Annotated in this window: 17 protein-coding genes; 16 read left to right on the top strand and 1 reads right to left on the bottom strand. The window is 56.7% G+C overall.

Features of this window, described 5'->3' with window-relative positions:
• Window positions 1-26: 26 nt before the first annotated feature.
• The 10 genes from ML541_RS07190 to ML541_RS07145 all read left to right on the top strand — a co-directional run bounded on the left by ML541_RS07190 (window position 27) and on the right by ML541_RS07145 (window position 9,243).
• Window positions 27-1,058 carry a glycosyltransferase gene (locus ML541_RS07190; RefSeq protein WP_243371952.1) on the top strand — a complete coding sequence of 344 codons (1,032 nt, stop codon included), beginning with the start codon at window positions 27-29 and terminating at the stop codon, window positions 1,056-1,058.
• Window positions 1,051-1,638, top strand: coding sequence for a D-sedoheptulose 7-phosphate isomerase (gene gmhA, locus ML541_RS07185; protein WP_243371950.1), 588 nt, complete (start codon window positions 1,051-1,053; stop codon window positions 1,636-1,638). The genes ML541_RS07190 and gmhA overlap by 8 nt, the downstream gene beginning before the upstream one ends.
• 5 nt (window positions 1,639-1,643) lie before the next feature.
• Window positions 1,644-2,228, top strand: coding sequence for a D-glycero-beta-D-manno-heptose 1,7-bisphosphate 7-phosphatase (gene gmhB / locus ML541_RS07180; RefSeq protein ID WP_243371997.1), 585 nt, complete (start codon window positions 1,644-1,646; stop codon window positions 2,226-2,228).
• Window positions 2,229-2,303: 75 nt separating this feature from the next.
• Window positions 2,304-3,197: a glucose-1-phosphate thymidylyltransferase RfbA gene (rfbA, locus tag ML541_RS07175; RefSeq protein ID WP_243371949.1), complete on the top strand. Its 894-nt coding sequence runs from the start codon at window positions 2,304-2,306 to the stop codon at window positions 3,195-3,197.
• 1 nt (window position 3,198) lies between these two features.
• Window positions 3,199-3,675, top strand: coding sequence for a dTDP-4-dehydrorhamnose 3,5-epimerase family protein (locus ML541_RS07170; protein WP_243371948.1), 477 nt, complete (start codon window positions 3,199-3,201; stop codon window positions 3,673-3,675).
• A gap of 73 nt (window positions 3,676-3,748) precedes the next feature.
• The gene (gene mreC, locus ML541_RS07165; protein ID WP_243371996.1) at window positions 3,749-4,573 is read left to right on the top strand and encodes a rod shape-determining protein MreC; all 825 of its coding nucleotides are present in this window, start codon (window positions 3,749-3,751) and stop codon (window positions 4,571-4,573) included.
• Window positions 4,566-5,051 (top strand): rod shape-determining protein MreD, encoded by a 486-nt coding sequence (gene mreD / locus ML541_RS07160; RefSeq protein ID WP_243371947.1) that lies wholly within the window; start codon window positions 4,566-4,568, stop codon window positions 5,049-5,051. Before mreC ends, mreD begins: the two co-directional genes overlap by 8 nt.
• 1 nt (window position 5,052) lies before the next feature.
• Window positions 5,053-6,939, top strand: a complete 1,887-nt coding sequence (gene mrdA, locus ML541_RS07155; RefSeq protein WP_243371946.1) for a penicillin-binding protein 2 — start codon at window positions 5,053-5,055, stop codon at window positions 6,937-6,939.
• A gap of 66 nt (window positions 6,940-7,005) precedes the next feature.
• A complete protein-coding gene (rodA, locus tag ML541_RS07150) occupies window positions 7,006-8,106 on the top strand; it encodes a rod shape-determining protein RodA (RefSeq protein ID WP_243371945.1) in 1,101 nt (366 codons plus the stop codon).
• A 30-nt stretch (window positions 8,107-8,136) separates the two neighbouring features.
• Window positions 8,137-9,243, top strand: coding sequence for a DUF3524 domain-containing protein (locus ML541_RS07145; protein WP_243371944.1), 1,107 nt, complete (start codon window positions 8,137-8,139; stop codon window positions 9,241-9,243).
• A gap of 55 nt (window positions 9,244-9,298) precedes the next feature.
• Here ML541_RS07145 and ML541_RS07140 read toward each other — a convergent pair whose 3' ends face one another.
• Window positions 9,299-9,451 (bottom strand): hypothetical protein, encoded by a 153-nt coding sequence (locus tag ML541_RS07140; protein ID WP_243371943.1) that lies wholly within the window; start codon window positions 9,449-9,451, stop codon window positions 9,299-9,301.
• Window positions 9,452-9,760: 309 nt separating this feature from the next.
• On the opposite strand from ML541_RS07140, the gene amrS reads away from it, so the two are divergent.
• The 6 genes from amrS to ML541_RS07110 all read left to right on the top strand — a co-directional run bounded on the left by amrS (window position 9,761) and on the right by ML541_RS07110 (window position 14,881).
• A complete protein-coding gene (gene amrS / locus ML541_RS07135; RefSeq protein WP_243371942.1) occupies window positions 9,761-10,774 on the top strand; it encodes an AmmeMemoRadiSam system radical SAM enzyme in 1,014 nt (337 codons plus the stop codon).
• A 24-nt stretch (window positions 10,775-10,798) separates the two neighbouring features.
• On the top strand, window positions 10,799-12,529 hold the full coding sequence (locus tag ML541_RS07130; protein ID WP_243371941.1) for a PAS domain-containing sensor histidine kinase: 1,731 nt from the start codon (window positions 10,799-10,801) through the stop codon (window positions 12,527-12,529).
• Window positions 12,530-12,632: 103 nt separating this feature from the next.
• The gene (locus ML541_RS07125) at window positions 12,633-13,283 is read left to right on the top strand and encodes a lysophospholipid acyltransferase family protein (RefSeq protein WP_243371940.1); all 651 of its coding nucleotides are present in this window, start codon (window positions 12,633-12,635) and stop codon (window positions 13,281-13,283) included.
• Window positions 13,273-13,713 (top strand): ribonuclease HI, encoded by a 441-nt coding sequence (rnhA, locus tag ML541_RS07120; protein WP_243371939.1) that lies wholly within the window; start codon window positions 13,273-13,275, stop codon window positions 13,711-13,713. The genes ML541_RS07125 and rnhA overlap by 11 nt, the downstream gene beginning before the upstream one ends.
• Window positions 13,714-13,940: 227 nt before the next feature.
• A complete protein-coding gene (locus ML541_RS07115; RefSeq protein ID WP_243371938.1) occupies window positions 13,941-14,258 on the top strand; it encodes an HNH endonuclease in 318 nt (105 codons plus the stop codon).
• Window positions 14,255-14,881, top strand: a complete 627-nt coding sequence (locus ML541_RS07110; RefSeq protein ID WP_347710787.1) for an HAD family hydrolase — start codon at window positions 14,255-14,257, stop codon at window positions 14,879-14,881. Before ML541_RS07115 ends, ML541_RS07110 begins: the two co-directional genes overlap by 4 nt.
• Window positions 14,882-14,883: the final 2 nt, after the last annotated feature.

Raw genomic sequence — 14,883 nt, 5'->3', positions numbered from 1 at the left:
TTACCTCGGAAATTCCCGGAACTGCCATGAAGCATGCTGCAATCGACATCATTGTGCCTGTATGGAACAGGCCCATAGAGACACGGAACTGCCTCGTTAACCTTATCAACTATTCCCCCGATGCACGACTGGTGATGGTCGATAACGGCAGCGATCGCGAGACGGAAAAGCTGCTGCAGGAATTTTCCGAGGGGCTCGAGGAGCGGGCTTTTCTCTTGCGGAACGATGTGAATCAGGGGCTGGTAAAGGCACTGAACCGGGGATTGGAGAAAGGGGAGGCGGAATTTCTCCTTATTGTCAAAAACACCTCTATAGTGAGTCCGGGATGGCTCGACCCCCTGCTCGCTTTTGCCGGGCAACGGAAGGATGCCGGCCTGATCGTGCCTCGCCTGGTATTGAAGGGCAAGGGGAAGGTCAAGGAAAAACCGGGTAGCCCCTGTGAGGTGTCCCAAGGCTCCTTTGCCGCCATGCTCATCAGAAAGAGCCTCTACGATGCCGTCGGCGGGTTCGACGAGGAGATGGACGGCGGGGGCTGGTGCCTCCGGGATTATTCACGCAGGGCCTGCAGGGCAGGCTTTCTGACTTTCCTTTTACCGGGTTCGGAAGTCCTCTACGAGGAGGACGTGCAACTGGGCTCCGAAACAAGACGCCGGGAAAATCTGCAGAGGACCATCGCCGAGTTCAGGCGCAGGTGGGGGCAGGACTCTTCTTACTGTCTGCTGATGCCAGATGGTGCCGACCCTGCCGTGGTCCGTTCCCGGATCGAGGTCCTTTTGCCGGCTGCACGTAGTGGCTCCCTCTTTCAAATCCTTGTGCCTTCACGTCTCTACAAGGAGCTGATTAAGTCCGGCCACTGCAGTCTGCATGAAAACATCGTCATTCACGTCATGCCCTTTTTCCATACCGCCGGAACCATGAGCAAAGCCGCATCACGGATAGTCGCGGCGGCTCCGGAAACAATCGTGGTGGCCGGGATAGACGGCATGAGCTACAAGGGGGATGCACCCTTGCTTCCCTTTGCTGAACTTGAGACCAGGATAAGGAGATGCGATGATTGAAGAGATCAAGGTCCAGATACAGTCCCATCAAAGGGTAATGGATTCCATCGGTCAGGAACTGTCGCCGAAGATCGCGGCGGTGGTCGAGCTGCTCTCCGATGCCCTGAGCAACGGCAAGAAGCTTCTGGTTATGGGAAACGGCGGCTCCGCTGCAGATGCCCAGCACTTTGTGGCTGAACTGGTGGGACGCTTTAAGATGGAGCGCCAGGGTCTTCCCGCAATTGCCCTTACCACCGATACATCCATTCTCACAGCCGTCGGCAACGACTATGGATTCGAAGATATCTTCACCCGTCAGGTGGGAGCTCTTGCCAGACCGGGGGATGTGGTGGTGGGAATTTCCACGAGCGGCAGTTCCAAGAACGTGCACAAGGCACTCCTCCTTGCCGACGAAAGGGGATGTCGGACCATCGGCCTCTTGGGAAAGGACGGGGGGACCATTGCCGGAATCGTCGATGTTCCCTTGACGGTCCCTTGCGACGACACCCCGCGCATCCAGGAAGGGCACATCACCATCATACATATCCTCTGTGACCTTCTGGAGAAGCGGTTGTTCAGCGGAGCGCCAGGCAAGTCGTGACCGGGATGACGGAAACGAAGCGGGCGGTTTTCCTCGACCGTGACGGCACCATTAATGTGGAGAAGGAATATCTGTACCGGATCCATGACTGCCGGCTGATCCCCAACGCGGCAGAAGCTGTCAGGTTGCTGAATGATGCAGGGTTCCTGGTCGTAGTCGTTACCAATCAGTCCGGTATCGGCAGGGGCTACTATGACGAGCTGCAACTGGAAGCGTTGCATCGCCACATGGAACAGGAGCTGACCAGGGCAGGGGCGCGAATCGACGCCTGGTACTTTTGCCCACACCACCCGGACCACGGTACGGGAGATTACCGCAGGGAATGTGCCTGCCGCAAACCGTTGCCCGGCATGCTTTTGCAGGCTGCTGCAGACCTGTCCATCGATCTTGCCGCCTCCTTCATGATCGGGGACAAGATGGCCGACGTGGAAGCGGGACGTGCCGCCGGATGCCGTTCCCTTCTGGTCAGGACAGGCTACGGCAGTAGCGAGGAGCAGTTCCTGCCGCCGGATGTGGCAGTCTTCGATGACCTTTGGGCTGCCGGACAAGCCATTGTCAGCGGGGACGGGACCCGTGCCGGAAATGATTAGTGTTTGACGATCTTTCTCCCAGTATGCTAAGAATATAAGGATTTTAATATTGTTGCATGTGACGGAAGGGGTGCTATGAAAGGGATCAAAAAAGGGATTCTCTTGGCCGGTGGAGCGGGAAGCAGGCTGTATCCTTTGACGCTGGTGGCAAGCAAACAGCTGCAGCCGGTCTACGACAAGCCGATGATCTACTATCCCCTTGCCACGCTGATGATGGCCGGGATCAACGACATTCTCATCATCTCCACCCCTCACGACACGCCCCGCTTCAGGGATTTGCTGGGGGATGGTTCACGCTGGGGCATTCGCCTCTCCTACGAGGTGCAGCCCGAGCCGAAGGGAATCGCCCAGGCCTTCATCATCGGTGAGCGATTCATCGGCACCGATCCGGTCTGCCTTATCCTGGGGGATAACATTTTCTACGGCAAAATGGGGCTCGACCGGGCCGTCGCCGAATTTCGCAGCGGAGCGAAGATCTTCGGCTATTACGTGCAGGACCCGGAACGCTATGGTGTGGTCGAGTTCGATAGCCAGGGAAAGGCGGTAAGCATTGAAGAGAAGCCGGCGCGGCCCAAGACCAACTATGCCGTGCCAGGCCTGTACCTTTATGACGGCAAGGTGGTCGAGATAGCCAAAAACATGAAACCCTCCGCCCGGGGGGAACTGGAGATTACCGATGTGAACCTGGAATACCTGCGCCGGGGGGAACTGCAGGTGGAGAAACTGGGGCGCGGCATCGCCTGGCTGGACACCGGAACCCATCAGAGTCTCCTGGAGGCCAGCCATTTTATAGGTACCCTGGAAATGCGCCAGGGGCTGAAGATCGCCTGCCTGGAGGAGATCGCCCTCCGGCTTGGTTTCATTGATTGCAAGGGGATGGCGGAGGCCATCGCCAACACGCCTAAATCCACTTATCGCGATTATCTGCAGCATGTATACAACGAGACTAATTTGTGTGGGAGCAAATGACATGGAATTCAAAAAGGGCAAGATTCATGACGTGCTGGCAAGGCCGCTGACGAAATATCTCGACGAACGGGGCTGGCTTGCCGAACTGTTCCGGTCCGATGAGGTTGCGGAAGGGGTGATGCCGGTGATGGCATATATTTCCATGACCCAGCCGGGAGTGGCCCGGGGTCCCCACGAGCATGTGGACCAGACCGACTACTTCTGCTTCATCGGTCCGTCCAATTTCAAGATCTACCTGTGGGACAACCGTACCGACTCCCCCACCAGCGGCATCAAGCAGGTCATTTTCGCAGGGCAGGACGTGCCGATGATGGTGACGGTGCCGCCGGGGGTGGTGCATGCCTACAAGAACGTTGGCATCGACAACGGCATCGTCTTCAATGCCCCCAACAGGCTCTTCGCCGGGGAAAACAAAAAACAGCCGGTGGATGAGATTCGCCACGAGGAAGTCGCTTCCTCTCCTTTTGTTCTGGATTGAAATATAGGTGGGAACATATAAGCTGAATGTTTAGGGGGGCACCAGTCTCCCTTTGACTTTTCCAGAGCGCTACATGATCGAGCTGTTCAAGAAATACAAGATTTATCTTCTCGCCGGGTTGTCGCTGTTGGCGGCCCTGATCTTTTACTCATTGCACCTCAAAAACAGGGATCATGCCGGCCCGTTGGAGCGAAGCGTCATGAATGTCACGACGCCGGCAGTCAGGCTCGGATCTGCGGGCAACGGATTTTTTTACGGTTTATGGTCAGATTACCTTGACCTGGTGAATGTACGGAGAGAAAATAAGGAACTACGGCGCATCATCAAGATATATGACGCTCGCGAAACGGCAAGCCGCGAGGCGCTCGCGGCCAATGAGCGCCTGAAGAAGCTGCTGGAGCTGAAGTCGGCCACCCAGGTTCCTTCTCTGGCTGCCGGAGTCATCGGTGAGGACGGTTCTCCCTGGTTCAAGACGTTGGTTATCGACCGCGGCGCAGCCGACGGCCTTCAGGAGGGAATGCCGGTAGTTGCCGTCGATGGTGTCATCGGCAGGGTGGTCAAGGTGGCGGCCAACAGTTCCCGGGTGCTCCTTCTGACCGACCATGCCAGCGGCATTGCGGCTATCGTGCAAAGATCCCGGGCCAGGGGAGTTGTCAAAGGCGCCGGCGACGGCCGCTGTTCCCTTGAGTTTTCCCTGCGGGACGAAGATGTCAAGGTGGGGGACGTTATCGTCACCTCCGGTATCGGCGGCGTCTTTCCCAAGGGAATAAAGGTGGGTGAAGTCACCATGGTGAAAAAAGGGGCGTACGGCATATTTCAGACGGTAGAGGTGCGCCCGACGGTGAATATTTCCAGACTCGAAGAGGTACTGATCCTCCTTCAGCAAAAAAATGATTAAATTCGTCAAGGCTCTGTCTATTGTCATTGCCGCTGTTCTGCTCCAGACAACCATCTTTCCCCGCTATCTGCTGGACCCCTTTCATCCCAATCTGCTGGTTATCCTGGTGGTGTACCTGGGCTTGCGCTCCAAGAGCCGGTTCGGCTCCTTGGCCGCCTTTTCTCTGGGGCTCCTCCACGATTGCTTCAGCGGCATTTATTTAGGCATCAACGGCTTTTCCTATCTGTGCATTTTCCATGCGCTCCACAAGACGGCCGACCGTCTCTACACTGACAGTCGTTACCTCATGGTATTGACCGTGTTTCTGGCCACCGTGGCAACCGGACTTATAAACATGCTGCTTTTATTCATATTCTCCGCCGCAAACGGCATCTATGCAACGCTTCTGCCGTCGCTCGTTCCCCAGGCACTCGTCGATGCACTCATTGCCTCCCTCGTTTTCATGATGCCCCCCTCGGCCGTCCCAGAGGAACAGTAAAATGAAAATGGATCAGCATTACATCAGGGAAAACGCAGAGCCCAAAAGGCGCATTTTCGGCCTCTCCCTTGCGGCCGCAACCATGTTTTTCCTGCTTTTGACCCGGCTCTGGTATCTGCAGATCATCGAATCGGACAACCTGCTCGATCAATCGGAGAACAATCGCCTCCGGTTCGTGCCGGTCGCTGCGCCACGCGGGGCAATCCTGGACCGTAACGGCAAGGTGCTGGTCAGCAATACCCCTTCCTTCAGCGTCGCTCTCATCCCCCAGGACGTCAAGGACAAGGAGGCCCTTCTTGACAACCTCTCCAAATATCTAGGGCTGAACAGGGATGAATTGCAGCAGAAATGGGAGAAGGGCAAAGGGCGGGCCAAGTATTACCCGATCATCGTCGCCTCGGGAATCACCCGTGACCAGCTGGAATTCCTGGAAGAGAACCGAATGAGGCTGTTCGCCGGGGTCGATATCGAGATGAAGCCGGTGCGGGCATATGCCAACGGCATCCTTGCCGCCCATCTCCTCGGCTACCTGGGAGAGATCAGCGAACAGGAGATGGCCAACGAGCGCTTCAGCGAATATAACCTGGGTGACTACATCGGCAAGAGCGGCATTGAGCGGAATTGGGAGGCGGAACTCCACGGCGCCGACGGCGGGCGACAGGTGGAGGTGGATGCACGGGGGAGATTCCTGCGCACCGTTGCCGAATCCAACCCGACCATTGGCAACAGTCTTGTGCTTACCGTGGACACGGATATGCAGAAAGCCGCAGAAGAAGCCTTCGGCGAACAGGCCGGTGCTGCCGTCGCGGTTGATGTGAATAGCGGTGAAATCCTGGCCTTTGCCAGCAATCCCGGCTTCGATCCGGCTCTCTTTTCCGGTCGCCTCTCGCCGGAGCAGTGGAAATCCTATGTGGAGGACAAGCGGCATCCCCTGGAGAACAAGGCCCTCAAGGGGCAGTATCCTCCCGGTTCGACCTTCAAGATCGTCACGGCCATTGCCGGCCTTGAGGAGGGGCTGATCGACGAACACACCACGGTCAACTGCAGCGGCTCGTACAAGTTCGGCAACAGTACCTTCAAATGCTGGGACAAAAAAGGGCATGGCCGGGTAGATTTGAAAAAGGCGCTTAGAGAGTCCTGCGACGTCTACTTCTATCAGCTTGGTGAGCGCCTGGGGGTGGACAAAATTGCCCAATATGCCAAAAAGCTCGGCCTTGGGCAGGCCTTGGGGATCGGGCTCGATAACGAGAAAGGGGGAGTCATACCGACTTCCCAATGGAAATTTAAGAAGTACGGCAAAAAGTGGTACCGGGGCGAAACACTTTCTGTTGCCATCGGCCAGGGGTATGTACTGACCACACCCATTCAGCTTGCTTCGATGATCGCCACCGTTGCCAATGGCGGCACAATCTACCGGCCCCATCTGATCAAGCGCATTATCGATCCCGACGGAAAGCTGGTCAAGGAGGTAAGACCGGAAATAGTCGGCACGGCGGGCATAAAGCCCTCCACATTGCGGCTGGTTAAGGAAGGTCTGGCCGCCGTGGTCAACGAGCCCCACGGCACCGGGGCAGCGGCACGGCTTTACGAGGTAACGGTGGCCGGCAAGACCGGCACTTCACAGGTGGTGAAGCTGCGGGACAGCAAGGGGGGGGTACCCTACCAGTTCCGGGACCATGCCCTTTTTGTCGCCTTTGCCCCCTTCGAGAAACCTGAAATTGCGGTCGGGGTCGTCATCGAACATGGCGAGCACGGCGGCGCCGCAGCGGCTCCCATTGCCGGCCGTATCCTCAGGGCCTATTTCGAGGGCAAAGGGGTAATCCGTAAGCCGGTTAAGAAAGAGGTCGTGGAGCAGGCTGACGACGAAGTGCCGACAGAAGAGGAGTGAGCAGCGTGAATATCTTTCCCTGTGAAAAGACGGCGGCTTACGGAAGCCGTGTTAGCGGAGTTCTTCATGTTTGACAGAAGGTTGTTTACCAATTTCGACTGGACGTTGCTGGCGCTGGTGCTGCTCATCTGCAGTATCGGAGTGGTCAATATATTCAGTGCCACCGCCTCATACCAGATGGCCGGTCCTCCCTATTTCATCAAGCAGATTTACTGGATCATCGCCGGCGTTTCCCTTTGCGTTGTCGCCTGCAGTATCGATTATCACATCCTGGACGACATCGCCTACTGGGTCTATGGGGCGATCGTCCTGTTGCTGGTTGCCGTGTTGGTGGTGGGAAAAACCTCCATGGGAGCCACCCGCTGGCTCAACCTGGGGTTCGTCAACATTCAGCCCTCGGAACCGATGAAGATCGTCGTCATCATGACCTTTGCCCGCTTCTTCAGCAGGTATCCCGTTTTCAACGGCCTTACCCTGAGGGACCTGCTGTACCCCTGCATCATCCTTGGCGTTCCCGCCCTGCTCATCATGAAGCAACCCGACCTGGGAACCGCCATCATGGTCATCCTCATCGCCTCTTCCATGTTCATGTACGTGAAAGTCAGATGGAGCGCCATCGTTTCGATTATTGTCGCCGCCGTACCCTCCTGTTACCTGGCCTGGCACTACTATCTGCGCGACTACCAGAAGGACCGCATCATCACCTTCATAAATCCGGAACAGGACCCGCTCAAAAGCGGCTACCACATCATCCAGAGCAAGATTGCCGTCGGTTCTGGGGGGGTGCTGGGCAAGGGGTTTCTCCATGGGACCCAGAGCCAGCTGCGCTTCCTGCCCGAGCAGCATACGGACTTCGCCTTTTCGGTCTTTTCCGAGGAGTGGGGCTTCATCGGCTGCATGATCGTGCTGGCCCTCTACCTGTTTCTGATCCTGTGGGGGCTGCATATCGCCTCGCGGTGCAACGACCGGTTCGGCAGTCTCATGGCCGTGGGGGTCACGGCGATGCTTTTCTGGCATGTGATCATCAATATGGGGATGGTCATCGGTCTCTTTCCGGTAGTGGGGGTGCCGCTTCCCTTCTTTTCCTACGGCGGGACCTCCATGGTCACATCCATGGTGGGGGTGGGGATTTTGCTGAATATCAGCATGCGCCGCTTCATGTTCTGAGAGGCTGCATCAGCCTCTAAAGGAAACTAGATGAAGATTACCCTCCTGGAGCCATTCTTTACTGGGTCCCATGCCACCTGGGCCGAGGGATATGCCCGCCATAGCCGGCACCAGGTTGAGATACTCAGCCTCCCCGGCAGACACTGGAAGTGGCGGATGCATGGCGGTGCCGTCGCCCTTGCCCGCCAATTTCTCGATTCCACATTCCAGCCGGACCTCCTGCTCGCTACGGACATGCTGGATCTGACCACCTTTCTTGCCCTGACGCGGGCACGATCCGCATCCTGCAAAACCGCCCTCTATTTCCACGAAAACCAGCTCACCTACCCATGGTCTCCCGGTGACGGCGACAAGGCCCGCGACCGGGACATGCACTACGCCTTCATCAACTATGCAAGCGCACTTGTCGCCGATGCCGTCTTTTTCAACTCCGCCTACCACAGGGACTCCTTCATGGCGGAACTCCCCAGCTTCCTCAAGGCAATGCCCGACAAACGGGAAATGGGCAGCATCGGGACAATAACCGGCAAGTCGAGCGTTCTGCACCTGGGCATGGACCTGCGGCAGTTGGACCTCTACCGTCAGCAGCACAATGCCGCTTCCCCGCCGCTAGTACTATGGAATCACCGCTGGGAGTACGACAAGAACCCGGAGGCATTCTTCCGCGTCCTTTATCGCCTTGCAGCCAAAGATATCGCTTTTGAGATTGCGGTGGTGGGGGAGAGTTTCCCCGGCAAGCCTGCTGTCTTCGAGGAGGCTCGTGCACGGCTCGGCGACAGAATCGTTCAGTTCGGCTTTGCGCAAACCTTTGCCGAGTATGCCCGGTGGCTGTGGCGGGCTCACATCCTTCCCGTGACCTCGTGCCACGATTTCTTCGGTGCCAGCGTCGTCCAGGCCGTGTACTGCGGCTGTCATCCATTGCTGCCCAAACGCCTTGCCTACCCGGAGCACCTTTCCCAGGAGGAACACGCGTCGTGCTTTTACGATGATGAAGCGGAGCTTGAGGCGAAACTAGGGAGCCTGCTGCAGCAGGGCCATTGCCCGGCGAACCTGCTGCGGGAGGCGGTCAGCCGCTATGACTGGCAGATGATGGTTGGTGTTTACGATGAGGCACTGGAAAGGGTCGTGGCAGGATAGGAAAAGGCGGAAAAAATACTCCGGGAGCCCGGGGCCGGGCTCCCGGTATGGCGGGTCAGGCAGCCTGATCGTTCAGCAGGACGATCTTGCCCAGGTAATCGGTCCAGATGGCTCCGCATTCGTCGCATTCCAGCAGGTCCTTTGCGTAACCGTCGGCGTGCATGTCTATTTCCACATTCTTGCTGCTTTTACAGATGGGGCAATGCATATCTTCTCTCCTCTTGTCTTTTTGTTTCTTCCATCTTAGGTAATCGGTATTTTTCCCGCAAGACTAAAATTTTACAACTATTGAATAAAACGATGGTTTGGGCGTGCTTTGGCCGTCAGCCCTTGTGACGAGCGCCCGGAGCATTAAAAAAATGCCCGGGAAGTCCATTTTATGACCGCTTTTTATCCAGCTGCCTAATGGTACAGTTATGGTAGTTTGTTTCCATCCGGAAACGGTCCTTTTCCGGAATTCGGGAAATTTTCCCCTTGGTTTTTCGTAACTTCAGCCGATGAATGAGAGGAGGAAGCCATGAAAGAGGCCATGTTCTATGAAAAAAAAGCTGGCGACGCGGTGAAGTGCGGTCTCTGCCGCTTCCGTTGTCTGATCCCTTCGGGCAAACGGGGCATCTGCATGGTACGGGAAAATCGGGGGGGAACCCTCTATACCCTGGTCTATGGCAAAGCGATTGCAGAGCATGTGGATCCCATAGAGAAAAAGCCGCTCTTTCACGTCCTTCCTGGAAGCAGGTCGTATTCAATTGCCACGGTGGGATGCAATTTCCGCTGTCTCCATTGTCAGAACTACGCCATCTCCCAGCCGGTCGGCGGCACCCTGGAGATTACCGGCATGGAACTGAGCCCTGAAGAAATTGTTGCCAATGCAAAGCGCCGGGGATGTGCGTCCATTGCCTATACATACACGGAGCCGACCATCTATTTCGAGTATGCCTATGAGACTGCCGTGCTGGCGCGGGCAGCGGGATTGAAGAACATCTTTGTCACCAACGGCTATATTACCCCCGAAGCATTGAGCCAGATCCGTCCCTATCTCGATGCGGCCAATATCGATCTCAAGGGATATTCGGAGCGCTTTTACAAGGAAGTGGTGCATGCCATGCTCCAGGAAGTCCTGGACTCCATCGTGGAATACAAGCGGCAGGGAATATGGATCGAGCTGACGACGCTGGTGATCCCCAACTGGAACGACTCCGACGCCGATCTGCATGGCATCGCAGCCTTTATCGCCGAGCAGGTGGGGATCGAGGTCCCCTGGCATGTGAGCCAGTTCTATCCCACCTACAAGCTTCTCGACCAGCCGCGGACCCCGCTGGCTACCCTGGATCGTGCCGGGCAGATCGGCAAGAAAGCCGGCCTGCGTTATGTGTATGAGGGAAACGTCCCCGGGAGCCAGGGGGAGAATACCTTCTGTCCCAATTGCGGTCAGCTGCTCATCCGCCGTACCGGCTATGCCGTGAGTGCCGTTAACTTGACGGAAGGCACATGTGGACATTGTAAATTCCCGGTTGATGGGATATGGTTATGAGCATTATTGAATCTGTGAGGGTTGATGACTGACAAAAAGATCAAAAAAGCCAGCCATAACATAGTCCCCCTTGCCATGGTCCTTCTTGCCCTGTTCTGGGTGGGAGATGCCGTCTTCGATGCCCATCTGATCGGGGAAGGGACTCTTCATCAGCAGCTATTCAGGCCGGAACTGCGGGAACTGGCGATGCGAGCGCTTTTTGCTTTATTCTTCCTGGCTTTCGCCTTTTATGTGAAGAAGGTCATGGTGCAGCGCGATGCATTGGAGGCAGCCCTGCAGTCTGCGGTGGACGAGGCTGAAGCGGAAAAGGAAAGAACCATTGCGATCGTATCCGCCATGGGGGACGGCATCAGTATCCAGGACACCGATCTCAGGGTCACCTATCAGAACGATGCGCACAAGGCGCTGGTGGGTGACCATGTTGGAGATTACTGCTACCGCGCCTATCAGCTGAAAGACGAGCCATGCGACTATTGCGATCTGGTCAAATCGTTCCGGGACGGTAAGGTATACCGTCGTGAATCATCCCCGGCCATATCCCACGGTAAAATCAATGTGGAGATCATTTCATCCTCACTGCGCGATAAAAGTGGCAGGGTGATCGCCGGTATCGAGATGGTCCGTGACATTACAAAGCGCAAACAGGCCGAGGCTGCGCTTGAAAGTCAGGCAAACCTGCTGCAGCGCCTCATCGACACCATTCCCAGCCCCATTTTCTATAAGGACGCAAAGGGGGTCTTCCTTGGGTGCAACGAAGCCTTCACCCGGTGCAGCGGCATTGTCAAAATGGATGTTATCGGCAAGACAGCTGCTCAGATCCTGCCTGCCGAGCTTGCTGCAGCACAGCAATGCATGGAGCAGCAGCTGCTCGCTGAGCCGGGTGTGCAGGCCATCGAGACGACCATCCCTTGCGCGGACAGCGGTCCCCGGCAGGTCATCCTGAACAATGCGACTTTTACCGATGCCGACGGCAACGTGGCCGGAATGGTCGGCATCGTCATCGACATTACCCAGTTGATGGAATCGGAAAAGCAGATCAAGAAGCTGAACGAGGAACTTTCCGCCCATGCTGCGGAGCTGGCTGCGGCCAATAAGGAGCTGGAGGCTTTCAGCTACTCCGTTTCCCACGACCTTCGGACCCCTTTGACGCGCATCTTCAGCGCCGGCCAGGCACTGGAAGAGGATTACCTGGAACTGCTCGACGAAAACGGCCGCTTTTTCCTGCAGACCATCACCGATGGTTGCCAGCAGATGGAGGAACTGATTGAAGCCCTGCTGAAACTTTCCCAGGCAACGAAGGCAGAGATAAAACGGGAAGAGGTGGATCTGAGCAAGCTTGTGATGGAGGTTTTGACCGACCTGAAGCTGGCAGAACCCGGGCGGCAGGTGGTATTCCAGGTCCCTCCCCAAATAATGGCAGGCTGCGATCCTGAGCTGGCCCGGGTGGTGCTGGAAAACCTCATCGGCAATGCCTGGAAATACACGGGCAAACGTACAGATGCCTGCATCGAATTTGGCGTGATGGAAGAGGGAGAGCGGAAAACCTATTTCATCCGGGATAACGGCGCCGGATTCGACATGAAGAAGGCAGGAAGCCTGTTCAAACCCTTCCAGAGGCTGCACAGCCGCTATGAATTCCCCGGCACCGGCATTGGGCTCGCCACAGTGGAGCGAATCATCAAGCACCATGGCGGCCGTATCTGGGGAGAAGGTGAGCCGGGAAAAGGGGCTACCTTTTATTTCACCTTCAGTTGAGATGGCCCGGCCTGCCGCTGCACGTCCTCCTATTCAACTCAAAGTTGCCCCCGTTGGTTCAATCGTGCTATAAATTAAAGCTAATCCAACACACGAGGTTTCCTTGAAAGTTTCATTCCTGCGCCGCTTCTGGGTCACGTTTTCCTGCCATGTGGTCGGTTTCTATGCATCCACCGTCAACAACTTCCGCATCAAGGGGGATGAGAACATTCCCTCCTCCGGCGGAGTTCTTATCGCCTCCAACCACATCTCCGCCTATGAAACGATCTTCCTTCCCTGGGCGGTGATCAGGCGGCATGTAATGCAGATGCTCTGGGCTCCGGCCAAGGAGGAGCTTTTCGCCAAGCCCTTTCAGCGCCTGCTTTACAGCTCGTGGGGCGCCTTTCCCGTCAAGCGTGGCCGCGACGTTCGCGCCGGCAAAACCATCAACGATCTGCTCAAGGACCAGAAGGTCATGCTCTTCCCCGAGGGGACCCGCCACAAGGACGGTGTCCTCGGCAAGGGGAACCGTGGGGTCGGCAAGATTATCTATGACACCCGGCCGGTGGTGATACCCACGGCACTGGTCGGTCTCAACCGCTGGAAGTTTCCCGGCGTCGGCCAGCAAGCCACCGTTGTTTTCGGTAGCCAGCTGGATTTTTCCGACTTCTTTCTATTGGAAGACTGCAAGGAAACCCACCAGCTGATTGTTGACCGGGTTATGTCTGCCATAGCTGACCTTCTAAAAAGGGAAGGGGCCTACATTGAGAGTTGAAATTTTCTGTGATGGGGCATGCAGCGGCAATCCCGGTGCCGGCGGCTGGGGCTGCATCCTCCGCTATGGGGACAACGTCAAAGAAATGTCCGGCGCCGACGGCAACACCACCAATAACCGCATGGAGATGACCGCCGCCATCGAGGCGCTTGGTTCCCTGAAACGACCGTGCGAGGTTCATCTCACCACCGATTCCCAATACCTGGTCAAGGGGATGACTGAATGGATCGGCGGCTGGGTGCGGAAAGGCTGGGTGAACAGCAAGAAAGAGCCGGTCTTGAACCGGGAGTTGTGGGAGCGGCTTATGGAACTGTCCCGCATTCACACCATCCACTGGATCTGGGTGCGTGGGCACAACGGCCACCCGGAAAACGAGCGTTGCGACGAGCTTGCCCGGGCCGCCATCGAAAACTTCCGGCGGTCCTGTTGAAGGCTGCTCCCATGTATTCCACCATCGGCTAAGCGGCTGCCGCGGCTTCGTCCGCTTGTTCTGTCGCTGCAACTGCGGACATTGCTGTGTCTATTGATGTATTCACCTTGGTTGCAGGCTGCCACTTAAGCATTAGTTTTCGAAACCGGCGGGTGTCCGCTCGCCGTTGCCGCTCTGTCACTCACTCCCGAAGCCGCGGCAGCCTTGGCGGCTGGAGGTAGGAAAATTTGTCGTTCATAATCGAGGTATCGGAACAGGAAATAAAACGGGAGCGGGAAAAGGCCCGTGAACTGCGCAAGTCCCAGTGGTGGAAGAACCGCCTTGCCCGGGGGATCTGTCACTACTGCGGCGGCAGGTTCCCGGCATATGAGCTCTCCATGGACCATATCGTGCCTGTCATCCGCGGCGGCAAGAGCACCCGGGGCAACGTGGTACCTGCCTGCAAGGAGTGCAACAACCGCAAGAAGCACCTGCTCCCCATTGAATGGGAGGAATTTCTGCAGGGTGTGAAGAGTGAAGCGGGCACTGTGAGGGGTGAGGAGTGAGGAGTAGGGAGTATAAAGCGGTCATCTACGATTGCGACGGGGTGATGTTCGATTCGTTCGAGGCGAACTTTGCCTTCTACCAGCGGATCCTTGCCCATTTCGGCAAGCCCCCCCTGGACCGCAATGACGCCGAGATGATGCGGGTGCTGCATACCTATGCCAATGCCGATGTCATGGCCTATCTCTTTGCCGGCGACGACCGCCGTGCCGAGGCGCAGGCCTTTGCCGGGACCATCAATTACGGAGACCTGGTGCATCTCATGTCCATGGAGGAGAACTTCCGCGAGACTTTGGCCGCGCTGCAGCCGCTGGTCCATCTGGCTGTCTGTACCAACCGCTCCACCTCCATGGACATGGTTCTGGAATCCTTCGATCTTTCCCGCTACTTCAGCTATGTAATGACTGCGGCCAAAGTGGCGCGGCCGAAGCCTTACCCCGACCCGCTTCTCAAGGTTCTGGAATTTTACGGTATCGAACCTGAAGAGGCCCTTTTCGTTGGCGATTCCGATGTTGATCGTCTGGCCGCCGAGGCAGCAGGCGTTCCCTTCATTGCCTACAAGGCCCAGATGCCCGCATTGGCACGGCTGGACCGGCACGACGAGATACTCTCCTTTTTCGGTTGAGA

The sequence above is a fragment of the Geotalea sp. SG265 genome (assembly GCF_022808985.1).
GTDB lineage: Bacteria > Desulfobacterota > Desulfuromonadia > Geobacterales > Geobacteraceae > Geotalea.
The sequence above is the reverse complement of the archived record's forward strand: the minus strand, read 5'-3'. Positions and strand labels throughout refer to the sequence as shown.